The 22,562-nt window shown below is 58.9% G+C and carries 23 protein-coding genes; 14 read left to right on the top strand and 9 right to left on the bottom strand.

Annotated elements, in window-relative coordinates; genetic code table 11:
- Positions 1-80: 80 nt before the first annotated feature.
- Together ACW55A_RS07710 and ACW55A_RS07705 are read right to left on the bottom strand one after the other, a co-directional pair.
- On the bottom strand, positions 81-2,555 hold the full coding sequence (locus ACW55A_RS07710) for a penicillin acylase family protein (RefSeq protein ID WP_498810926.1): 2,475 nt from the start codon (positions 2,553-2,555) through the stop codon (positions 81-83).
- A 245-nt stretch (positions 2,556-2,800) separates the two neighbouring features.
- Positions 2,801-3,001, bottom strand: a complete 201-nt coding sequence (locus ACW55A_RS07705; protein WP_003431196.1) for an SEC-C metal-binding domain-containing protein — start codon at positions 2,999-3,001, stop codon at positions 2,801-2,803.
- 158 nt (positions 3,002-3,159) lie between these two features.
- Here ACW55A_RS07705 and ACW55A_RS07700 point away from each other — a divergent pair, with 158 nt between their 5' ends.
- The 3 genes from ACW55A_RS07700 to ACW55A_RS07690 all read left to right on the top strand — a co-directional run bounded on the left by ACW55A_RS07700 (position 3,160) and on the right by ACW55A_RS07690 (position 4,712).
- On the top strand, positions 3,160-3,816 hold the full coding sequence (locus tag ACW55A_RS07700) for a LexA family protein (protein WP_003431195.1): 657 nt from the start codon (positions 3,160-3,162) through the stop codon (positions 3,814-3,816).
- A 128-nt stretch (positions 3,817-3,944) separates the two neighbouring features.
- On the top strand, positions 3,945-4,193 hold the full coding sequence (locus ACW55A_RS07695) for a DUF1654 domain-containing protein (protein ID WP_003363552.1): 249 nt from the start codon (positions 3,945-3,947) through the stop codon (positions 4,191-4,193).
- A 189-nt stretch (positions 4,194-4,382) separates the two neighbouring features.
- A complete protein-coding gene (locus ACW55A_RS07690) occupies positions 4,383-4,712 on the top strand; it encodes a hypothetical protein (RefSeq protein WP_003314406.1) in 330 nt (109 codons plus the stop codon).
- Positions 4,713-4,721: 9 nt separating this feature from the next.
- Here ACW55A_RS07690 and ACW55A_RS07685 read toward each other — a convergent pair whose 3' ends face one another.
- A complete protein-coding gene (locus ACW55A_RS07685; protein ID WP_003363550.1) occupies positions 4,722-5,213 on the bottom strand; it encodes an LEA/WHy family protein in 492 nt (163 codons plus the stop codon).
- A gap of 117 nt (positions 5,214-5,330) precedes the next feature.
- On the opposite strand from ACW55A_RS07685, the gene ACW55A_RS07680 reads away from it, so the two are divergent.
- Positions 5,331-5,882, top strand: a complete 552-nt coding sequence (locus tag ACW55A_RS07680; protein ID WP_054082123.1) for a hypothetical protein — start codon at positions 5,331-5,333, stop codon at positions 5,880-5,882.
- A 111-nt stretch (positions 5,883-5,993) separates the two neighbouring features.
- Positions 5,994-8,429, top strand: a complete 2,436-nt coding sequence (locus tag ACW55A_RS07675) for a TonB-dependent siderophore receptor (RefSeq protein ID WP_455808733.1) — start codon at positions 5,994-5,996, stop codon at positions 8,427-8,429.
- Positions 8,430-8,558: 129 nt separating this feature from the next.
- Here the strand turns inward: ACW55A_RS07675 and ACW55A_RS07670 are convergent, their stop codons facing one another.
- The 3 genes from ACW55A_RS07670 to ACW55A_RS07660 all read right to left on the bottom strand — a co-directional run bounded on the left by ACW55A_RS07670 (position 8,559) and on the right by ACW55A_RS07660 (position 10,129).
- Entirely contained in the window at positions 8,559-9,032 is a 474-nt protein-coding gene (locus ACW55A_RS07670; protein WP_003431189.1) for a YchJ family protein, read from the bottom strand.
- Positions 9,033-9,035: 3 nt separating this feature from the next.
- Entirely contained in the window at positions 9,036-9,533 is a 498-nt protein-coding gene (locus ACW55A_RS07665; RefSeq protein WP_455808734.1) for a DUF6231 family protein, read from the bottom strand.
- 413 nt (positions 9,534-9,946) lie between these two features.
- Entirely contained in the window at positions 9,947-10,129 is a 183-nt protein-coding gene (locus ACW55A_RS07660) for a hypothetical protein (protein ID WP_054082124.1), read from the bottom strand.
- A gap of 46 nt (positions 10,130-10,175) precedes the next feature.
- On the opposite strand from ACW55A_RS07660, the gene ACW55A_RS07655 reads away from it, so the two are divergent.
- The 8 genes from ACW55A_RS07655 to ACW55A_RS07620 all read left to right on the top strand — a co-directional run bounded on the left by ACW55A_RS07655 (position 10,176) and on the right by ACW55A_RS07620 (position 17,498).
- Positions 10,176-10,853, top strand: coding sequence for an iron-containing redox enzyme family protein (locus ACW55A_RS07655; RefSeq protein ID WP_003363540.1), 678 nt, complete (start codon positions 10,176-10,178; stop codon positions 10,851-10,853).
- 24 nt (positions 10,854-10,877) lie between these two features.
- The gene (locus ACW55A_RS07650) at positions 10,878-11,765 is read left to right on the top strand and encodes a 2Fe-2S iron-sulfur cluster-binding protein (protein ID WP_455808735.1); all 888 of its coding nucleotides are present in this window, start codon (positions 10,878-10,880) and stop codon (positions 11,763-11,765) included.
- A gap of 14 nt (positions 11,766-11,779) precedes the next feature.
- Positions 11,780-12,991 carry an ATP-grasp domain-containing protein gene (locus tag ACW55A_RS07645; RefSeq protein ID WP_455808737.1) on the top strand — a complete coding sequence of 404 codons (1,212 nt, stop codon included), beginning with the start codon at positions 11,780-11,782 and terminating at the stop codon, positions 12,989-12,991.
- Positions 12,988-14,151, top strand: a complete 1,164-nt coding sequence (locus ACW55A_RS07640; RefSeq protein WP_060708184.1) for an ATP-grasp domain-containing protein — start codon at positions 12,988-12,990, stop codon at positions 14,149-14,151. The genes ACW55A_RS07645 and ACW55A_RS07640 overlap by 4 nt, the downstream gene beginning before the upstream one ends.
- Positions 14,152-14,166: 15 nt before the next feature.
- Positions 14,167-15,264, top strand: coding sequence for an arginine deiminase family protein (locus ACW55A_RS07635; protein WP_455808738.1), 1,098 nt, complete (start codon positions 14,167-14,169; stop codon positions 15,262-15,264).
- 15 nt (positions 15,265-15,279) lie between these two features.
- The gene (locus tag ACW55A_RS07630) at positions 15,280-16,227 is read left to right on the top strand and encodes a DMT family transporter (RefSeq protein WP_498810928.1); all 948 of its coding nucleotides are present in this window, start codon (positions 15,280-15,282) and stop codon (positions 16,225-16,227) included.
- Between the two features lie 244 nt (positions 16,228-16,471).
- On the top strand, positions 16,472-16,747 hold the full coding sequence (locus ACW55A_RS07625) for a DUF1145 domain-containing protein (protein WP_003363526.1): 276 nt from the start codon (positions 16,472-16,474) through the stop codon (positions 16,745-16,747).
- The gene (locus ACW55A_RS07620; protein ID WP_498810929.1) at positions 16,740-17,498 is read left to right on the top strand and encodes a hypothetical protein; all 759 of its coding nucleotides are present in this window, start codon (positions 16,740-16,742) and stop codon (positions 17,496-17,498) included. Before ACW55A_RS07625 ends, ACW55A_RS07620 begins: the two co-directional genes overlap by 8 nt.
- Before the next feature lie 69 nt (positions 17,499-17,567).
- Here ACW55A_RS07620 and ACW55A_RS07615 read toward each other — a convergent pair whose 3' ends face one another.
- From ACW55A_RS07615 to ACW55A_RS07605, 3 genes are all read right to left on the bottom strand, one after another.
- Positions 17,568-18,599, bottom strand: a complete 1,032-nt coding sequence (locus tag ACW55A_RS07615; protein WP_455808740.1) for a purine-nucleoside phosphorylase — start codon at positions 18,597-18,599, stop codon at positions 17,568-17,570.
- Positions 18,600-18,625: 26 nt separating this feature from the next.
- Positions 18,626-19,537 carry a nucleoside-specific channel-forming protein Tsx gene (locus tag ACW55A_RS07610; RefSeq protein WP_003363519.1) on the bottom strand — a complete coding sequence of 304 codons (912 nt, stop codon included), beginning with the start codon at positions 19,535-19,537 and terminating at the stop codon, positions 18,626-18,628.
- Between the two features lie 228 nt (positions 19,538-19,765).
- Complete coding sequence (locus ACW55A_RS07605) at positions 19,766-20,230, bottom strand: CopD family protein (RefSeq protein ID WP_003363517.1); 465 nt, start codon at positions 20,228-20,230, stop codon at positions 19,766-19,768.
- Positions 20,231-20,337: 107 nt separating this feature from the next.
- On the opposite strand from ACW55A_RS07605, the gene dinG reads away from it, so the two are divergent.
- Positions 20,338-22,482, top strand: coding sequence for an ATP-dependent DNA helicase DinG (gene dinG / locus ACW55A_RS07600; RefSeq protein WP_003402334.1), 2,145 nt, complete (start codon positions 20,338-20,340; stop codon positions 22,480-22,482).
- Positions 22,483-22,562 lie beyond the last annotated feature (80 nt).

Below are 22,562 nucleotides of genomic sequence, written 5' to 3'. Positions count from 1 at the left end.
CGAAAGGCATTACCACGCTGGAGCGTGGGAACGATAGGTGTCCTGGAGAACACCCTCGTGCCCATGCTCCCTTTCGGCGCTTACTTGCCCGGCGTCAGCGTCAGGCGCTGTTTGCCGTAGCCCTTTTCGTAGTTCTGTTGTTGCACCGGAATCGACTGGTACTGGCCTTTCTGCCACGGCTCGATGCTGTTGGCGTAATACGGGCTGGCCGGGTTGCCGGATTGGCCGGTGCTGATCAGTCCGGTCATCGGTTCGACCAGGCTGAAGTCGACAATCATACGCAGACCGGGTGCCATGCGGGCGTCGAAGCCCTTGCCCCACTCGACGCCGGACACGTTCAGCGTCGTGTGATCACCCCCCGCTGGTGTGGCGCCACGGTTGAACTCGCCGCCACCCAACTGTTTGGCCAGCGGGCTGGTCGAGGCCCAGTTGTCGCGGTGCAGTTTGCCCCATTGCCAGGCCTTGTGATCGCTGCCCAACAGGCTGTCGCCGCTGGTGATGGCGGCCGCCAGACTGCGCGCAAGGATGGTCGGTTTATCTTCCTTCTGCGCGGTTTTGACGTCATCCCAAAACGGACTGTCATCGCGACCCAGCAAGTGGTCGGCCTGTGGCGAGTAGGATGAACTGGCGTTGGCCACCAGTGCCTGCCAGGCAGGGCTGGTTTCCGGGCCCAACTCATCAAGGAAAATCTGCTTGGCACTTTCCTGCAGAAACAGCTCGTACAGCGCCGCATCAGCCGAAGTCGCACTGAGCTTGCCATCGAACGCCATCAGGCGCGTGAGCGCTTCGCGGGCCTTGTTGCGCTCAGCTTCGGGCAGAGCATCAATGGCCTGTTTGAGCGGCTTGCTCATGCCCGGCGCCTGGAACATGGTCTTGAGCTTGGCGGCGAACGTCGTGGTCTGGTCGTATTGCATGGCGATGGTGCTGCGCAGGTCCTGCTTGCCGCCGTTGGCGAGTTCGGCAATCCGCTCGGCGCGCTCCGGGTAGCCCCACGAGTTGGAGAGCTGCATGCCGTAGCCTTTCGGAATCGTGCGCTGGTTGGCCGCTGCAAGCCAGCCCTGGCGCGGGTCCTGATCATAGGGGTGGAGCATCGAGTCGGCGAAGCCGTCCCAATCGTACTTGCCATCCCAACCCGGCGAAGGCAGCAGGCCCTGGCCTTCACGGCGGTTCGGGAAGCGGCCGGTGACCTGCCAGCCAATGTTCGAGGCGTCGGCAAAGATCATGTTCAGGGTGATCGCCCGGATCTCGCGGCTGGTATCGAAGGCTTTCTCGACGTTAGGCGCACGGGACAGGTCGAAGAACGCATCCAGGCTCTTGTCGTCCTTGAAGTTCGGAACCTGCAGCGCCAGGCTCAAACCGTTGCCGGGCGGGGTTGCAGAGGCGTTGAGCAGCGCGCCGTGGCGGGTTTCGTACACGGTTTCACGCAGCGGGCTGCCGCCCTTGACCAGAAAGGTTTCCTGATGAGCCGCCGCTGGCAGCCATTTGCCGTCAGCCATATAGGAGACGCGGTTGCCTTCGCGCTTGATCTTCTCCAGAAACAGGTCCTGGTTGTCGCCCTTGACGTTGCTCATGCTCCACGCCAGTTTGCCGTTGAAACCGCTGAGCACCAGCGGCATACCGGCGATGGTGACACCGGACACCTGGTATTTTGGTGCGCGGATCTGCACGAAGCTCCAGGCAGAATTGAGCCCGGCAGGCAGCTGCATGTCACTGGCCAGCAGGCTCTTGCCGTTTCGGCTGCGTTGTGGCGCGATGGCCCAGTTGCTGGAGGCCGCGACACCGAGCATGTTCAGGTCCGAGAGCTGCAGAGCGATCCTGTTCAGATCGCTCAGGCCGGTGACCTGATTGTTCAGGTTCAGGCCCTTGAGCTTGTCGGCTTCGGCAAATGGCAATTCTTCGTCAGGGTAGGTCGGCAGTAGCCAGGCGAGCTTGTCCGCGCTGACTTTCTGCGCCAGAACCAGCGCCGACAGCTCTTCCTGCAGGTTGACCGACAGGCTGAAGTTGAGCAGGCTGAAGATCAGCGCCGAGTCTTCCGGCTTCCAGTATTCCGGCTTATAGCCCGAACTGGCGATATCGGCAGGCAGCTTGTCGCGATAACGGAACAGGTAGGCGTTCACGCCGCGCGCATAGACATCGAAGAAGCGTTTCAAGCGTGGCGATGCGGCGTTGTACAGGTCGCTGGCATTCTGCTTGAGGTTGACCGAGCGCATCAGGCGGTCGACGTCCAGCGCATCTGCGCCGGCCATTTCCGACAAACGGCCCTGCGCCAGCAGGCGCATGCCGAGCATCTGACCGATTCGATCACCGGCATGGACGTAGCCGAGCGTGAACAGCGCATCGTGGTAGCTGCTGCTTTCTATCAGCGGCATACCCATCGCGTTGCGGCGCACCGAAACGTTCTGCGCCAGCCCTTTGAGCGGGAACGTCCCGGAAACAGGCAGCACGGTCTCGGGATCGCCGCCGCCCAACTGGCACCCGGCAAGGCTCAGGAAGCTCGCCGCAGCGGCGGCAGCGCCGAATGGGGGTAGAAAATGACGAAGGGCTGGCGAGGCCATGGGCAAGCTCCTGGAGGGGTAACGTACAAAAGCCGCTACGTTAGAGAGCAGGCAAGCCGCACGCAAGCGGCACGGACTAGTTTATTTCAGGATTTTGCAGAGGCTGACCAGACGCCTTTAGTTCGCAACGCTCTGCGCTACATGGCAGCCAGTGGCTACATGCCTTAGGTCCCTAACTGAAGGCATGCAGCACACTCAAATGAAAACGGCCTGCAATGCAGGCCGTCGTCAGAATGCTCCGCGCCTTACGCGCCGTGGCATTTCTTGAATTTCTTGTCGCTGCCGCATGGGCAGGGATCGTTACGACCGACATCCTTGAGGGTATTGCGCACTGGCTCCTGATGGGCGTGACCGCAGTTCGGACCGTGTACATGGCCGTGCTGGTGGTCGTGGTGATCGTGATCATGGTCGCAATCGGGGCCATGCACATGGGCTTGCTGGTTCATCGGTTTTACTCCGCAATTAATACTGGCGCGCATTATCCCGCAAATCATGGCAAAGCAGTATCGCCATATCAGGATTCGCATAGCATCGATTTTTAAGTATGCTTAGTTTTAGTCGAGCGTTTTTCAGCGTTCTTTATTCCATGTGCAGAGCCGACTCCATGACCCGACAGGAACGCATCGCCAGGGCAATCGCCGCCAGTGGCCTGAAGAAAGGTGAGATTGCCGCCCTTTGCGGCGTGGCCAACTCTGCCGTCACCCAGTGGATCAGCGGAGAAAGCAAGAGCCTGAGGCCGGAAAACCTTTACGCACTGGCTCGTGCCACGGGCTTTCGTGCCGAGTGGCTGGCGATTGGCGAGGGGCCGGAAAAGGCGCCTGCCTTCGACGCCAACGTTGCGCTGATCGATCAGCCGAAAATGTCCTTCCGTTATCCGGTGATCAGCTGGGTCTCGGCAGGCTCGTGGGAAGAGGCGGTTCAGCCTTACCCCGACGGTTTTTCCGACCGCTATGAAATCTCCGACTACGACTCCAAGGGGCCGGCGTTCTGGCTGGAGGTCAAGGGCGATTCGATGACCGCACCCACCGGCGTCAGCGTGCCGGAAGGGATGCTTATTCTGGTGGACACGGAGGCCGACGTGCAGCCTGGCAGGCTGGTCATCGCCAAGCTGCCCGCCAGCAACGAGGCGACGTTCAAGAAGTTGGTCGAGGATGGTGGCACACGCTACCTGAAGCCCTTGAACCCGGCGTACAAAATGATCGAGTGCGGTGCCGACTGTCGCATTATCGGCGTGGCCGTGAGGATGACTGGCAGGCTGTAAGCCTTGCGTGGCAGGGCGTGCGGGCATTTTTGTCCAAGATGCTCGGCAGGACACGTCCTACGAAATGCTTGCGAGGTTCATGCAGCTGGAATACTGTATTTATATACAGTTATGCCTCGGAGGCTATCATGGCTGGCAGTAATAATGGATCGACAGGCAGGTCTTCCTACGAACAGATCGGCAAGCGCATTCAACGGCTGGTCTCCGCGCCGAATGTTCAAAAGACCCAGTGGGTCATCGTCGTCCGTCGTGATGATGAGCCCTTGGACAGCTGGAACGTGGTGCTGCAGGAAATCGAAGAGACCGAAGGCATCGAGATTGACCGTCAGCCAGACGGTTCGATAAGGATCGGCTGGCAGCGCTACATCGATAATTGACCTCAAGCCTCTGATCCTCGCCCGGTAGCGCGGTGGGTTGACGGCATATGTTTGCCTGTTTTTTTAAGCATGCTTAATTTTATGATTTTTGAACGGTGCCGACGCCGCAGCAATTCCCGGCAGGTCCCCCAGTGTCTGAATTTTTCTGTGTTCGTGAACGGCTGTATTTCTTGAACGGAGTCAGAAGCGATGGATATCTTGAATGGTTTGGCAGACCGAGGCGAATGGCTGGTAGCCGGTCTGGTGGGTGCGATCATTTCTGGCTGGTGGCATAAGGCAGGTCTGCTTGACTGGCGTGCCTGGCTGGTTTTTCTGGTGACCGGTGTGGCTTGTGCTGTGTTTCTCACCGGCATTGCCAGTGATTACCTTGGCGTGGCAGACCCGCGCAACACCACGGGCGTGGGGTTTCTGCTGGGATCGTTCGGCGGTGCGCTGATCAGTGCCGTCAATCGGGCATTGTGGGCCGCGGACATCTGGAAGTTTCTTCTGGAACTGATCAAGGGCAAGCTGGGCGGATAGCCGGAATGATCATCGGCGCTGGATCAGGTCGTGCGGCAGCACATCGCCTGATGTGCCGATGCGGACGTTGTGCCTGAATACGATGCCGGTCTTGAGCTTGCCGTCCAGCCGATAATGGATCGGCTCATCAGGCTTTTTCAGCAGTTGAGCGATGTACCGTGCGTAGCGCCAGAGGTTGGTGCGAATCGGCACCACAAAGGTTTTGCGGCTATTACCGTCGACGACAAACCAGTCGCTGAACGTGTCATCGACGAGGACCACGTCATTGAGGGTGATCTTGTACTTCAGGCCACGCACCAGCAAGCTGTCTTCGTTGGGGTTTTCAACTTCGAAGTACAGCTTGAAATCCTGCTGTGTCAGCCTTGCCTTGACCACCTGGACCTTCAGCAAATGCACTTCCGGTTCCTGAGTGCGGTCAAAACTCAGGAGTGAGCATCCGCCGAGCCCGAACAGGATCAACGCAAGGCTTATGATTCTTGTAATGTGCGCCTGAAAAAACATGGATGTGCTCCCTTTGACGCCTGAGTCTACCAACTCGACGTTCAACGGCAACGCGCTTATTGCGCTGTATCACGCTACGCCATACTTTTACTGACGTGCATATCGGTGTCTTCTTCCATGAATCTCTACGAAATTGTCTTCAGCGCTGAACTCGTCGCCGGAGCACAACCCGAGAAGGTAAGGGCTAACCTTGGCAAGCTGTTCAATGCGGATGCTGAACGTCTGGACCTCCTGTTCTCGGGGCGCCGACTGGTTCTGAAAAACAATCTCGACGCCGCAACCGCAGAAAAATACCGTGCCACCCTGGAGCGCGCAGGTGCTCTGGTGCGTGTGCTGGAAATGAATACGCCACCGCCCATGGAAGAAGTCGAACTGGCGCCGCCGCCCGACGCACCGACCTGGTTGCGCAAGACCTCGGTCAGTCCGGGGCGTTTGCAGATCAAACCGCGCGACGCTTACATGGCGGCTTTCGTGGACGTCGATGCGCCGGACTACTCGGTTGCAGAAGCGGGCGTCGAGTTGCTGCCCGGCAAGCCTCAGCCTGTTGCGCCGCTGCTGGATCTCTCGCGTTTGAGCCTGGCCCCGGTGGGCAGCGACATGGGACAGGTGGAAAAGCCCGAGTCGCAGGAGGCGCCCGATACGTCGCATCTGAAGATCATCCCGGAGTGATGCTGCGAGCCCGCTGAATCCTGAAACGGAATTATTTTCAATCAGCCCTGTTACTTTCGAGCGTTCGTCCGGCTAACAGGCATTGAGAAGTATTCCATCAGGAGTTGCCCGATGTCCCGTTCGTTAGACACCCTTCTGCGTCCCAGTCTGTTGGCCGTGGCGATCGCCCTGTGCACGCCTCTGACCAGCCCGCTGTCGATGGCGGCGCAGCAGGCCAGCGTGGTTGCCTATGATCTGCCCGCAGGCCCGATGGCGACCACGCTGAATCGGATCTCCAGCCAGGGTGGTCTGGCACTGAGTCTTGATCCGGCGTTGGTCGCCGGCAAAACCAGCTCAGCGGTGAAAGGCAATTTCGATGCGGCGACGGCCTTGCGCGAGGCCCTGCGTGGCAGCGGTCTGCAACTGGTGCAGAGCAGCGCTGGCACCTACACGCTGATGGTCATGGAACAGAACGCCTTGAACCTGTCGGACGTCAACATCAACGCCAATAGCACGCCCCTCGAAGGTTCGGAAGCAGCGGGTTATCGCAGCGAGACCGTCAGCAGCGTCGGCGCGCTGGGTGGCATGAGGCTGCAGGACACGCCTTATTCCATCAGCGTCACGCCTCAGGCATTGCTGAAAAACATCCAGGCCACCTCGCTGGACGATGTCATCAAGCACAACCCGTTCACCCAGATGTACTCGCCGACCAGCGCCGGCTACGCCAGTGCCGTCAACATTCGTGGTTTCAGCAGCGCGGGCAGCCTGAACATCGCCAATGATGGCCTGCGTTTCACCAACGGTGCCGACGGCAGCAACTACATGGAAGAGATGGAACAGCTGGAAGTCATTACCGGGCTGACCGGCTTTCTGTATGGTCCGGCCTCGCCGGGCGGGCTGGTCAATTACGTGCTCAAGCGCCCGACCTATCAACGCTACAACAGCGTCACCCTGGGCAATGCCGGGGGTGAGAATTACTACCTGCACGGTGACTTCGGCGGGCCGATCGACAGCGAGGGCAAATTCGCCTATCGCCTCAATGTGCTGACCCAGGATGGCGAAACGGCCGTCGATCTGAACAAGCGGCGTCGCGAGATGATTTCCCTGGCGCTGGACTGGAACGTGTCCGACGATCTGCTGGTGCAGTTCGACGCCTCGCACAAGAAGACCGAGATTCGCGGCCTGACCAGCTACTGGTATTTCGGTGACCAGTCCCTGCGTCCCAGCGCGGCATCACTGGACAACGACAAGCTCTACAGCCAGAAGTGGTCGTTTTCCGATTACGAGTCCGACAAGGCCGGTGTTCGCGCCAAATGGCGCTTGAACGACACGTTCACCTTGCGCGCAGCCTTCGCTGCCCAGCAGTACACCTCGGAGAACACCTACACCGGGCCGACTGTCTACAGCGCGGGCCTTTACTCGCAGCCGCTGTATGCCTTCGCCCCGATTGAAACCGAAGAAAAGACCGGCTCGTTGTTTCTCGATGCGACGTTCGATACCGGTTTCATCGGTCACAAGGTCACCGTGGGCTATCAGGGCAATACCTCGCGCCAGAAACAGTACGAGGATCACATCCCGTACACGCCCGATCAGCCAGGCCCGCAATACACCTCGCCGGTGGGCACAATACCGCTGGACCAGATGCCTCAGGTCGGTAAACCGTCGTACTCGATCGGGCATGGCGACCAGCGCCTGGCCAACAGTTCGGAAAGCAACAATGTCCTGATCGGTGACGTCATCACCTTCAACGAACAATGGTCAACGATCCTGGGTGTGACCAACACGCAGATCAAAACCTACGCCAACGAGTTCGTCTATGCCAAGGCGTTCGGCTCGGCGGAAACCGAGACGAAATACAATGAAAGCAAGACCTCGCCAAATATCTCGCTGGTCTATAAACCACTGCCGTGGCTGACCACCTATGCGACGTATATAGAAGGCCTGCAATCGGGTGGCGTCGCGCCTAGCGGTACGCTCAATGCCGGCCAGGCGTTTGCGCCTGAAATCAGCGAGCAATACGAAATTGGTGCCAAGGCGACGCTGGGCGAAACCCTGCTGACCCTGGCGCTGTTCAACATCGAAAAGCCCAACGGCTACACCACCGGTGGCAACATTTACGTGGTTGACGGACGTCAGGAAAACAACGGCCTGGAATTCAGCGTCACCGGCAAGGTCATTCCGGAACTGACTGTGGTTGGCGGCTTCACCTTACTGGACCCGAAAATCAAGAAAACCGGCGTCGCCGCAGATGAAGGCAACGTGCCGACCAACGTCGCCAAACAACTGGCCAAGGTCTATGCCGAATACGACATCAACCCGGTACCAGGCTTGGCCATGACTGGTGGGGCGTTCTACACCGGCAAACAATACACCGATCAAAGCAACGAAAACGACCTGCCGTCCTTCACCACCTTCGACGCCGGAGCCCGCTACCGCCTGCGCCTCTCAGAAAACGACCTGACCCTGCGCGTCAATGTCAGCAACCTGACCAACAAGGAATACTGGCTCAACAGCAGCTACCTGGGCGACCCACGCACCGTCGCGTTCTCGGCGCAATTGGAGTTTTAAGGTGAGCCCAATCCACCTGATAAGGCAGACCGCTGTGTGACGCAGAGCGTCACGAACTGCATTCCCACGCGGAGCGTGGGAACGATGGTCAACCGCAGAGTTCTCGACGCTCAAGCAAAGAGACGCAACTCAGTCCACATAAGCCGAGCAGCACTTCTTGAACTTCTGCTCACTGCCACACGGACACGCATCATTACGCCCAGCTCTCAACGGCACGGTAGAGTCGATAAAATACCAGCGGCCCTGATTCTGCACGAACGACGAACGCTCCTTATGACTGTGCTCACCATTGCCATCATGCCAGCGAGCGGTAAAGGTCACGAACGCATGCTCCGGCTTGCCGCCGAACACCTCCGAGCTTTCCACCTCCAGCCCCAGCCAAGTGCTCTGCGCACTCCACTGCGCGATAGCCTCACGGTCCAGCCCGTCTTGCTGCACCGGCAGAGTGGTCTGTACCAGATAGTCGGTCAGCCCCAACACATAGGCGCTATAACGCGAGCGCATCAGCTTTTCCGCGCCGGGTGCAGGCTGACCTGCGTGATAGCGACCGCAGCAGGCCAGCAACAGATCGCCGCTGCCGCAAGGGCAAATGGCACTACTCATAGGTCACCACCAATACTTTCCAAAATTCTCCGGGTTGGCCCAGTACTTCGCGTTCAGCCAGTCGGGCACCTGTTTGTACTCACGCAAGTCGTACGTAAACAGGTTCAGTACCTGCTCGTTGCGAGCGAAGCGTTCGCTGGACTGCAGCGCCAGCGAGAAAAAATCCGTCTCCTGCCAGCCGCAGGCCTGCAAATCGGCGAGCACCGCGATGCGGCTGGCGTTGAGGTTGCGGATGCCACCCAACAGTTCCAGGCCGGTACGCTTGGGGATGTGCTCAAGGCAATCGACCACCAGCGCCAGATCGAAACGTTGCGCAGCCAGATGGGCAGGCAGCGCACCGGGTTCGGCCAGCGCGACCTCAGTCTTGGGATGGGCCTCCTGAAAGGCCTGCAACGCCGGGAACGCCTGAGCGCCGATCAACAGCAGGCGCTGCGGCGCATAGCGATCGAGCAAGGCAGCCAGCGCTTGTTGGGGCGTACGGTTCGAGTAGCCGACGGTCATTGAAAGTCCTCTGGTTGGCTGACAAGACTAGCCTGCCCGGCGAGGTCTGGAAAGCGTCGTTCACGGGCCTTCAGGTACAGCGACTGGTTCATTAAGCCATTTGGCAGATACTTAGATTATAAAGTTACTTGCAAGCTGTTTTAAGAGGTATTAGGATCCCCGGCACAAATTGGATCCCAAGAGTGACTGCATGGACGCGACGCCTGAACACCTTCAATGTAACTCAATTGTATTTTCTGCGATGCCTTGATAAAGGCGTGGCACTTACTGTGTGTCCGGCGGGCATGCAGAATATTCTGACCACGGGCTATTAGGCGTGCGGCGTTCATTATGATGAACCGCTTTTCTGTGCGCCTTGGATACGCAAAGCAATGATATTGCCCGGGTCATCCGGGTGCGTGCCGGTACAGCTATTAAAAAAGCGCTGGTTGTTCAGCTGCCGCATCTGGTAATAGGCAGGGGCGCCTGTTTGACGTCATTTTTTGTTTTACGCAATCGCTGTTTGACCACTCGATCAGCTTTTGCTCTCGGTTCAGGCCGTCGGTCATTTGTTTTGTTGTGATACGGATAACACGGTTCAGCATGGCGCTGAACATTAAATGTCATTAAGCCATTAATGATTAACATGGAGAGAAGCAAACGATGATATCCACCGCTGAGATGCTAAAGACGCTTGAAAGCACCGTTGACGCCTGCCTGGAAGCAGAATTCAAAAAAGACACTGTCATGGGCGAGTTCCATAAAGGCGACTGGTTCAATGAGTCTTATTACAAGCGTCATATCCTGGAGTGCGTGATCCGCATTCACATGAACAACGAACTGGACGCACGGGCTGTACAGGTTGCGGCGGTCGATAACATTTCCGCGGCCAAACAATTGTCCTACTATTTGTATGATGAGTTCGGCCACGACGAAATGTTCGGTCAGGACCTCGCTACGTACGGCTATTCCCCTTCCGATATTCAGGCGCAGTTCGCCTTTCCGGAAACCTGGAAACTCATGGGTTACCTGAACTTCTGCGTCAGCAAGTTCGGGCCATTGTCCTCGATCACCTGGGACTGGTTCCTTGAATACTACGGCGACAAGTACAGCTCGTTCATCACTCAGAAGGCCAGCGCCAGCATGGGCCAGCCAGCGGTCAGCGGAGCGGCTTCGCACGTGGCTTTCGACGAAGCCGAGGACCACAGCGGCATGATGAACAACATGCTGGCGTCGGTTATCAAGGACGAGAAGGATCTGCAAAAGGCTGTCGTTCATATCAAGGCATTCGTGCCGATGGTCGGTGAGTACTTCCAGGCCCTGCGTGCAGCAACGCTTTAATACACCTTACTCAAGGTCGGTGTAATGGCAATCTACAGTGTTCGTATTGGAGACCAGACTTACACCGCCGAGAGTCAGCACCCCCTTACCGATGCCCTTCCTCATGAAGCGTTGGTAAGGGGGTGTCTCAAAGGGGTGTGCAGAGTGTGCAAGTGCACACTTGTTTCGGGTCGCGTTCTGGAACAGGGAAAAGTCGTTGCCTTGAATGAAGCCTTTTTGCCATGCGTCAGTCGTGCTGAAACGGATATTGATATCCGCGTTGCGATCAGCACTTTTCATAAGGCCAGGCTGAAAAGCAAACGGATTCTGTCCGGGCAAATCATGGAAGTCGTGCTTGAGGTCAAAAAGGTTTTTTATAACGCCAAGTCGGTCATCAGCTTGAAATACCCCGAGGGTTCAGCGGTACGAAGTTATTCCGTGGTCACCTTGGGTGGCAAGGATTACGACAGCCTGACCTGCCATGTGAAGTTGCGTGAGGGTGGCCTGTTCTCGGGCTTGTTGGTGAAGTGGCCAATTGGCGAACCGTTGGAGTATTCAATTGCAAGTCCTGCCTTGCCGGTCTATGAACAGTCCCTGAGTCGTTTGAATGTCGTGAGCGGTGGAAGTGGAATGGGGGCGGCACTGAGCCGTGCACAGGAACTGGTGACGAAGTACGGTATTAGTGAAGTTGCCATTTACGCCGTCAATCGTGCAGGCCTAAGCGATTATCACGCGGGGTGTATAGAGGTCTTCCGCAAGACGGTTGAATGCGACGTTCAGGTCACCAACTTTCCATTTTCCGAATGGACCCACCCTGACTTCGCCATTGGCGAACACTTGATGCACGACACGCTCACCATCGGCGTCGGGTCGGATGGGGTGATCGGCAAGTTAAAGAACCTTCCCTTGTGTGAACTTGAAAGTTTTGGATAGTCGGAGACTGAGCCATGTCCATCGTTGTCATTGATCCTGTTTCATCCGGCATTAACTATATCAATGCGGCGCAGCAACTGGGCGTCGATGTCTATGTGTTTTCCTGTGACGGTGGCGAGCAGGAGCTCAACGCTGAGTTGCGGGCCAAGGTGCGTCAGGTCATCAAAATCGACACCGGTGATTTCGATGCACAGCTAGAGAAAATCAATGAGTTGGGAAACATCCGCGCCGTTCTTCCCGGTGTGGAGTACGCCGTGCCCATGGCCGCGCGCCTGGGGGCTGCGTCAGGCACAACGCATCTGCACGACAGTGCAGTACAGAAAGTGCGCAACAAATTCAATTTCCGCAGTCGGCTGACTGACGCGGGGCTGAGCACTATCGGCTTTTTCCTTCTGGATGCCCACGCCCCGGTATCGGTGCCGGAGGGCTTCAGCTTTCCGGCGGTGGTCAAGCCGATCGATATGGCGGGCAGCATCGGTGTGCGCAAGCTCTACAGCCATGAAGAGTTGATCGAAGCGGTGGAGACATTCCGTCAATCATTGCCCGACGACATCGGCTTTACTGCCAGTGGCCGGCTGATTGTCGAAGCGTACATTCCCGGCACGGAATACAGTGTCGAAGGCATCGTGCGCAGCGATGGCAGCGTCACCCTTGCGTCCATCACGGAAAAACTGCTCGGCTCGGAGCCGTATTTCGTCGAAGTCGGTCACATTGTGGGCCAGGGCTATGACGAAGGGTTTCGCAAGGTGCTGACCGAATACTCGCTGGCGGTGCTTGAGGCCATAAAGCTCAACGTCGGGCCGTTCCATCTGGAGTTGCGTGTAACGCCACAAGGCCAGCCGGTGGCGGTTGAACTGGCGGCCCGCCTTCCAGGCGACAATATCGTCGAGTTGATCAGGCGTGCCAGCGGCATTGACCTGGCCAAAGAGACGCTGTGTGAGTACCTGGACATCGACAGTCGCACTGTGCCATGTGCGAACGGCGTCAGTGCCATCGCCTTCATCCCCCGAGGCGACAAGAGCGAATTTACCGAACTGCAGGGGCTCTCCGACATTTTCGACAGTCCGTATTACCTCTCGCATCAGGTGTATTACCGGTCCGGAGATGCTCTGGGCTCCGATCAGGACTGGACCTCAAGAATTGGCTACGTCATGTTCGGCGGCGCCGACGAGGCGCTTTTAAGAAGCCTCGTCGGGCGGGTACACACAGAGGTTGGAATCGTATGAAGCATGTCCTGATCATCAACCGCTATGACGACGAGCTTTCGGACTACCGCAACTACATCGATCACTCGCAGGTCGATGTCTCCTACATATCGCTGGCAGGGCACTCGCGACTTATTGATCCGCAGGTCAGCGCCAATGTGGTCGAAGTCAGCGTACTGGACGCCGATCTGATACTTCAGGAAGCGCGGGCCATTCATCGTCGTCAGCCCGTCGATTTCGTGATCGCCTTTTCGGAATACGATCTGGATGCCGCTGCGCTGGTGCGTACCGAATTCAACATACCTGGTGCCAAGGTCGCCGATAACCTGCTGTGCCGTAACAAGGCGAGCATGAAGGAAGCCTTGACCGGTTCTTCGGTTCGTTATCCTCAGTACCGGAATGTAGCGTCGCGCAGCGGCGTCGAAGCCTTCTGTCGCGAGCACGGCTTTCCGGTCATCCTGAAACCCCAGGTTGGCGCCGCCTCGGACGGCGTGGTGAAGATCGAACGCCTGGAAGACATACCCGACCTGCCGGATTTCAATGGCTACGAAGTCGAAGAATATATAGAAGGCGATATTTATCATGTCGACGCGATACTGGCGGCCGACAGCATGCCGTACTTCAAGGTGTCCAAGTACCTGAACACCTGCCTGGACTTTCGCAACGGCCTGCCGCTCGGCTCGGTCACAGTCGATGACCGGGCATTCATCGCGCGGGTTCGCGCGTTCACCGAAGAAGTCTGCCTGCGTCTCAACCTGCACAACCAGGCCATTCACCTGGAAATCATCGAGCGTCGTGGCGAGCTGGTGTTTCTGGAGATCGGCGGTCGCGTCGGTGGCGGCGAGATTCCGTTTGTCGCGTTGCGCAGCGAGGGGATCGACCTATATGAGCTCTGGACCCGCGCCGCGCTCGAAGTGGCCATCGCTCCGCTAGACACCCGAATCACCGGTTTTCTGATGATGCCCAATCCGTTCCCCGGCGGGTTCACCTTCGATCCGCAGATGGAGCTCTCCCATCCGCTGCTGACCTATAGCAGCGTGCAGTCTCAGGGCGATTCAAGTGCGTTCAGCTACGAGGATATCCCCGCCAGACTGCACTTCGCCGCCGACAGCCAGGCTGCGATAGAGCAGGCCATTGTGCAGTGCATGAATATTTTGCAGACGTCGATCCGCGCAACCTGATTTCTGGAACCCTGGATGAAAGTGCTCCTGCAGCTTCCCTCTGTCGTGCAGCCTGTTTCCATGTCGGTATTCATGGAATCGCAGCAGCCGTATTCGCTTCGGCAGGCAGATGCCGATGTCATGGCTATGGCCAGTTCGTTCAATGCAGCGGGTTTCCCGACCGTCTTCCTGTCCGATGCGCTGTTCAGCGAGGACGGTCCGCATGTCGCCATCGAGGATATGCGGCGGTTGGCAAGGCATGCATTGCGCTTTGCCGACAACGTCGAACACGGGCGCCAGCAGCTTGCTCACCAGCAATTGTTCCGCTGCAGTCGGCAGGAGTTGGCCGAGATCATCATCAACCAGCCTGAGCTGCGGCTGCATGACGATGACGAGTTGGGCCGGATCAGTCCGGACGCTACCTACGAGAGCTACCGGATTCAACCGCTGTACGGACTTCTGTTTCCGCGTGACCACTTCATGAACGTAGGTGGACAGCCGGTTTTCGGGCGTCTGAAGCGTCAGGACAGGGCGCGTGAGGTTGATGTGGTGAAGCAGGTGGTCGCTGCACATGGTCACGTTCCCGTCGAACTCGATCAGGTGCTCGAGGGCGGCGACTATCTGGAAAATGAACGCGTATCCGTGATCAACACCGGCTTTCGTACCGAGCTCCCGGTGCTGGAGTTCTTGCTGGCTTCAAACCTGCTCAAGGGTGAAGTTGTGCTGGCGGTGCAGGACGTATGGCGCAATCCGGAACAGTTTCACCTGGATCACTACGCCTGCCTGCTGCGCGACGCCCTGCTGGTCGACGCGAAAAGAGCGGACGCAGCCGACCGATCCCTGGTCAACGTTTATCGGCGCGTGTCATCGGGCTGGCAACTGACTGACAAGGACCTGACGCTTCGCCAGGCAGCACAGGTCGCGGGTATCGGGCTGATACCGCTGGACGAAGAAATGATGGCTGCATGGTGCGCAAATGCATTGTCATTGGGCAACCATGTCTGGATCGATCAGAACGCACCGGTGCGCCTGCTTGATCAGTTGGCTGAGCATGACTGTCATGTTCATCTGATCGCCTGTACAGAGCATCAAAAGCAGTTCGGCGGCATTCATTGCGCCACTCAACTCCTATAACTTCGAGGGACCGTCATGAAGGTGGGTAATAAGGCGTTTCTGCCCGTTCTGGCACTGATCATAAGTACCATCGGTGTGGCCTCCGCCATTGCGTTCGTCAAACTCAGTGAAGTGGATGCCACGTCTACCCTGATGCTGCGAATGTTCATGGCGGGCGGTATGGCCTCTGCGCTGGCTGCCTGGCCAGCAGGTAAAAACACTGAGACCGGGACCATCGGTACGGCGCGCAGCCGGCGGGCGATGCTCTGGTTGCTGGTGCTGTCGGGCGTGGTGTCGTGTGTGGATCTGCTGTCCAATCACTGGGCGGTCAAGCTGACCAGCATGGCCAACACGTCGGTCCTGATGAACCTGTCCCCGGTGTTCGTGGCGCTGCTGTCCTATCTGTTCATGAAGGAAAAAATCGGCGTCTATCAAGTGTTGGCGCTGGCCCTGAGTATCGGCGGGGCGTGTCTGCTGGTGTTTGACGGCAGTGCCAGCGTGGCATTTTCCAGTCAGAGCGTGACCGGCGACCTGCTGGCCCTCAACTCGGCGCTTTTCTATGCGATCTACCTGATCATGATCAAGTCGTTGCGCGACTGCTTCACGTCTCGCAAGATTATTATCTGGAACAGCTTTACCTGTGCAGTGCTGTTACTGCCCATCGCTTTGCTCACCAGTCCGAAGGTTCTGCCGGACACCGTGTACGGCTGGGTGGTCATTGCGTTGCTCGCGCTGATCAGCCAGCTTCTCGGCCATGGCCTGATGGCATATGCACTCAGGCACGTCGATGTGGTACTGGCCTCTATTTCTGCACTGGCCCGTCCGGTGGTGGCGATTTTGATCGGTTTCTTCTTTTTCGATGAGCAGCTCACGTTCGTGCAATGGGTTGGCGTTGCTGCAGTATTGGCAGGTGTCTGGTGGTACAAGCGCCCGGTGCCGGTGGTACGTCCAGTCGTCCAGGCCAAGACTCCCAGCGAGGCCTGACAGGCTCGATACACATCAGAGGTCCTGCAAAAAGCCCTGCATCCTTTGTGACAGGGCTTTTTGGTGTCCGCTATCCTTGATTGCAGTATTGCCGAACACAAACATTGTCTTGCGTCGAGATCATTGCGGATCTTTTTCAACACACCGCTGGCATATTCGGCGTACAGCACGTCTACTGTGCGGCGACGAAAAGCATGCGAAGACTGCAATTTCGTAATGGATCATGACAAGGGGTGGGCAGGCAATGAAGGTGTTTTGGGGGCTGGGAAAGATATTGATGCTGGGCTTCTGGCTGGTGGTGCTGGTCAACGCGGCGATTGAGGCGCCCAGCCCGTTTGGCGTGATGATCGACATGGCAGGCGCGGTGCTGTTGTTGACTCATTTGCTGGAGCTGATTCTGTTCAACGGCAGCCTGCGCGGTCGCCGGCATCCGTGGCGCGACCGGGGCAAAATCATTCTTTTCGGCATCTTTCACGTTCAATCCATCGGCCGTTCGGTCAGGGGGCACACTCATGCGTAAGCTCGTTCTGCTGGCGGCACTGTTCAGCCCTCTGGCCATGGCCCAGGCAATCATCGTTGCGCCACACTCGCTGATGCGTCTGCCTGGCAACAGCAGCGTTCTGCAGGTCGAGCGCCTTGAAGTGGCCGACTACGGCACTCTGCTGATCCCGGCCGGGATCGATGATGTGAAGATTGGCGAGCTGGTGCTGGGGCACGAAGCGCGAATCGCCATCGTCCCTGGTGTGCAGGCGTTCAATATGGTCGTGCTGCACGGTGAGTTCGGCACCGGCAGCCAGATCACCGCGCGGGGCGCGCCGGGTACTTTCGAGAAACCGGCACGGCCAGGGCGCAACCTGACCCTGCGCCTGCAGAGCCTGAGTGCCGAAGAACTGTCGATTGACGCCCGTGGTGGCGCAGGCAGCCCTGGCTATGCCGGGCTGGACGGCGGCACGGGCGAAGACCCGGGCTGTACCTGGGGCCAGGCCGGGCGTGGTTATAACGGCGACAGCGGCGGTAATGGTCACGATGGCGCTGCGGGCGCACAGGTGCGTCTTGAACTGCCACAGAGCTATCCGGCCGAGCGCATCAAGGTGAATGTCGCGGGTGGTGCGGCGGGCAAGGGGGGCGAAGGAGGCAAGGCAGGCAAGGGCGGTGCGTCAAAAGGCTGTATCGTCTACCGCGCTGAAGGCGGCAAGGCTGGCAGACAGGGTGAGCCCGGTCTGCCAGGTGCTCCGGGACCGGCAGGCGCGTTGATCCTGCAACGTCTGTAATCTGCGAGAGCCTGTCCGGATCAGGTGCAAGGCCATGATCCGGACAGTCGCGAGCCGCTTCACATCACATTATTGCGGTACGCCTTTCTCCCAATTCTTCCAGTCGCCGACAATCGCCTGCACCAGCGGGTTGCCGGTGCGGTAGAGGTTTTCCAGCGCCGGGACGAAGGCCCCCTGATCGGCGTACTTGAGCAGGTTGTCCACCTCGCTGTAACCCGGATACGGACGATCGAAGTCGGAACCCGCGCGCACGACAGCCAGGCGATTGACATCGACCTTGCCGGCCTTGCTTGCTCGCAACAGAGCCTCGTAGGTGGAGTTATCCTCCTGCTGGGTGGTGCAATACACGCCCTTGCCGTCGGTCAGCAGCTTGGTCCAGACTTCCGCACGCTCGCTCAGACGCGTGCCGGAAAACCAGGTATTGCCTGCCAGCGTGTCGCACTGCGCGACCTGCGGCGGCTGGTTGGCAGGCGCATAAGGGTATTTGACGCGCCAGGCTGCTGATTCCTTGCTCTCGCTGAGGGTCACTTTGTGCGACAGGGCAAACGCCTTGGCCTGCAGCTTGGGGTTGAGCTCGAAGACTTCGGTCTTGTAATCCAGTGGCGGCTTCTCGTTCGGACCTTTGGTGTTGATGCCCAGATAACCGGTCGGCCATTCCTTGGGCACATCGCGGGAGTCGATTTCCCACTGCGTGCCGAATTCCACCAGATAATGCGCCCAGGCCGTGGTGCCGAGTGTGCCGTGGTGCGGGTTGATGCCGGCAATGCCCGCGACGATGAAGTAAGTCTTGCGCAGGTCGAATTGCGGCGACAGGGCCAGGGCCAGAGTCGATGCTGCGGCATTGGTCTGACCCATGCCGGTGACCAGCAGGCAGACGTCCTGATCATTGCAGCGGATGGCCGGGTACTCGGCGGCAAGGCCGGGCACCTGGATCTCCTTGGTCAGATGCAGCCGGTCGATCCAGTTCTGTGCTTCGGGCGCAAACATGGCGACCAGCATGACCTTGGGCGTGACCGGTGCCACCGGCGCGGTAGCCGCCCAGACAGCCGGGCTAAGCAGTGCCAGCGTGGCGCAGAGGGTATTGCGAGTTGTGTGTTTCATGAAAACTCCTGTCGTCATAATCAGGTTCAGAACTGGTAACCCACGCCTGCGTAATAGCCCCAGCCGTCGGAGCGCGCGCGGAAGTTGCCGTCGCCGAAGTTCAGCTCGCTGCCGTCCTGCCAGTTGCCGCCGTTGTGGAAGTAGCGGCCAACCAGGGTGAAGCGCAGGTGCGTGAAGGCGTAAAGCAGCACATTGGTGGCGACCGTGGAGTTGCCGGTGCGTGCCGGATCGTTTTTGAGGTCCGAGCCGAAATCGAAGTTGGTGAAGCCGATGTAGGTCAGTGAGGCGCCGTTGTCGAACGTGCTGATCGGTACGATGTATTTGAGCTGGGCGCGATAGCCGTCCCACGAATATTCGTTGCTGGCACCGTAGTTCTCCCACTGGTAGCGGCCATAGAAGTTGGCCGACAGATTGACCCGCGAGTGGGTATCGATGTCAGTGCCCAGGCCGCTGTACAGGGTGTTGGCCCGGTTCGCCGTATTGCTGCCGTGGTCATAGATCCAGTCGAAGGCGACGTACCATTCCTTGAACGGACCGATGGCCAGACTGCGCCCGGCGAGGTAGTCGATCGAGACGCGTGGCTCGTGCTCCATGAACAGCGGCGAGCCATGGTCCCAGACGCCTTTGTCATTATCATTGCCGATGCCGAGAATCTTCGGTACGTCGACATAGCCATACAGCTCGAACGGCCCTTTGCGGCCGAAGTATTCGTACTCCAGGTAGATGTCATCGTTAGGCTTGGGGCCGAAGCTGATGTCCTTGCTGCCGATCAGCGTCAGGTCCTGGTTGAACCAGTCTGAAAAATACGCGCCTTTACCTTCCTTGGGCGAGGCAGGCGGGCTGAGTGCTTCGCCCTGCGCCGAGTCTTCGGTAGCGGCGGGCTGTGCCAGCGCGCTGGTGCATGGCAGCGCCGCAGCGGCGGCGAACAGCAGAGGCATGAGAAATCTTGAGGGCGTTGCGGGTCGAGTGAACGGCGGCTGTGGCATTGAAGCTCCTTTTCGTGGGCGCGTACTGCTGATCGCAAACGTTTGCACAGCCCATGCCAAACTGTTTCAAGATGTTGAATACCTTGGATATCAGGCGCAGAAGATGACCGATCGGGCAGAAAAACGCCCGCAAGCTGTGCGCGGTGTCACCGCCAGTGCCCCGCGATGTTCCGTTTTACCTCAAAGGCCCGGACGAGCAGCGGCGAGCATGACCACGGCCAGACCGATAATCAGGTTGATGCCGACCAGGCGGCGGATATGGCCCAAAGCCGCGGCGCCCTCGGCCCACTGCTCGGCTTCCACGGCACGACGCAGCTCCGGCAGTTGCAATGACTGGATACGCAAAAACAGCGCAACCATGACCACGTACAGGCCCATCATGATCTGCACATAACGCGGCGCGGTTTCAAAGCCGGTGAAGTTGAGCTGAATCATGCCGATGCCGGTGATCGGCAGCAGCACCACCGCAGCCCAGACCCAGGCGAAGAAGCGCGGAAACACCTGGACCCACACTTTCAGGCGAGAAGGGCCTTCAAGTGCTGCAATGACTGCTGGGCGCAACACCATCCAGGCGAAAAACATCCCGCCAACCCACACCAGGGCAGCCAGCAGATGCAATGTATAGACAGTAGAAAAAGCGGTCATCGGACACTCCGTTCTGCGCGGATGGATTTAGCGCGCTATGATAGCGCCCACTCAGAACTACTGAAAATTTATCCAGCCTTTTTAGCCGTGCCCCCGAACCGAAGCCAATGATCAGTACCGAACTCAAAACCCAGATCCAGGGCGCTTACTCGCGTTTCCTCGAAGCCAAGAGCCTCAAGCCACGCTATGGCCAGCGATTGATGATCGCTGAAGTCGCCAAGGTGCTGGGGGACATTGACACCGATGAAGAGGGCCGTCGTTCGGGCGATCCTGCGGTAGTGGCCGTCGAGGCCGGGACGGGTACCGGCAAGACCGTGGCCTATGCCATCGCCTCGATTCCCACTGCCAAGGCGGCAGGCAAGCGGCTGGTGATCGCCACCGCGACCGTCGCCCTGCAGGAACAGATCGTCTACAAGGATTTGCCGGACCTGATGCGCAACAGCGGTCTGAATTTTACCTTCGCCCTGGCCAAGGGGCGCGGGCGTTACATGTGCCTGTCCAAGCTCGACGCATTGCTGCAGGAAAGTGACGCGACCAACGCGACCGCGCAGCTGTTCGAGGAAGAAGGCTTCAAGATCGAAGTCGATGAGGCCAGTCAGAAGCTTTTCACCAGCATGTTGCAGAAGCTGGCGGGCAACAAGTGGGACGGCGATCGCGACAGCTGGCCGCAGGAACTCGCCGATCAGGACTGGGCGCGTCTGACCACCGATCACAGCCAGTGCACCAACCGGCACTGCCCCAACTTTCAGCAGTGCGCCTTCTACAAGGCGCGGGAAGGCATGGGCAAGGTCGATGTGATCGTCACCAACCACGACATGGTACTGGCTGACCTGGCACTTGGCGGCGGTGCAGTGCTGCCGGACCCGCGTGACACCTTGTATGTCTTCGACGAGGGTCATCACCTGCCGGACAAGGCCATCGGCCACTTTGCCCATTACACCCGTTTGAAATCGACCGCCGACTGGCTGGAACAGACCGCCAAGAACCTCGCCAAGCTGCTGGCCCAGCATCCGCTGCCCGGCGATCTGGGCAAGCTGATCGAGCAGGTGCCGGAGCTGGCCCGCGAGATCAAGGGCCATCAGCAGTTCATGTTCGGTGCCTGCGAGCAACTGGCGGATTTCCGCGCCGGTGAAGACATGCAGGGCCGCGAGCGTCCACGTCACCGCTTTGTCGGCGGCGTGATTCCCGAGCACATTCGAGAGATGGGCATCGAGCTCAAGAAGGGCTTTGCGCGCCTCGACGACCTGTTCACGCGCCTGACCGAGCTGCTCAAGGAAGGCATGGACGGTGAGGTCAACATCGGCATCGCCAGCCATCAGGCCGAAGAATGGTATCCGCTGTTCGGCAGCCTGCTGGCCCGCGCGCATGGCAACTGGGAATTGTGGACAGCCTTCACCGCCGAAGACCCGGAAGACAGCCCGCCAATGGCGCGCTGGCTGACCCTGGCCGACAGCGGTGCAATGTTCGATATCGAGGTCAATGCCAGCCCGATCCTGGCGGCGGAAATGCTGCGTCGCAACTTGTGGAACATCGCCTACGGGGCGCTGGTTACCTCGGCGACCCTGACCGCGCTGGGCAAATTCGACCGCTATCGCATGCGTGCCGGCCTGCCCAAGGGGGCGGTGACCGCCGTGGTACCAAGCCCGTTCCATCACGCCGATGCCGGTGTGCTGCGCGTGCCGGACCTCAAGGCCGACCCGCGTGACTCGGTGGCCCACACCGCAGCGATCATTCGCGACCTGCCGGGTCTGGTGGAAGGTTCGCGAGGCACGCTGGTGCTGTATTCGTCGCGCAAGCAAATGCAGGATGTCTTCGACGGCCTGGACCGTGACTGGCGCAAGCAGGTGTTCATTCAGGGCAATCTGTCCAAGCAGGAAACCCTCAACAAGCACAAGGCACGCGTCGACAGCGGCGAGTCCAGCGTACTGTTCGGGCTGGCCAGCTTTGCCGAGGGTGTGGATTTGCCCGGCGCCTACTGCGAACACGTGGTCATCGCCAAGATCCCGTTCGCGGTGCCGGATGACCCGGTCGAGGCCGCGCTGGCCGAGTGGATTGAAGCGCGTGGTGGCAACCCGTTCATGGAGATCGCCGTGCCGGATGCCTCGTTGCGTCTGGTACAGGCCTGTGGCCGCTTGCTGCGTACCGAAGAGGACCGCGGCACCATCACGCTGCTGGACCGACGCGTGGTCACCCAGCGCTATGGCAAGGCGATTCTCAATGCGCTGCCACCGTTCCGCCGGGAAATAACCTGAGCCAAAGATGAAGAGCGTTTCACATCTGTTCCCAAAGCGCTCGATCGCTGAAACAATACGCGCCATTTAGCCTGTCGCCA

This window comes from Plantibacter cousiniae (nom. nud.) (assembly GCF_977070315.1).
Note: the sequence above shows the minus strand (reverse complement) of the source record. Positions and strands in the feature narration are given on the sequence as shown.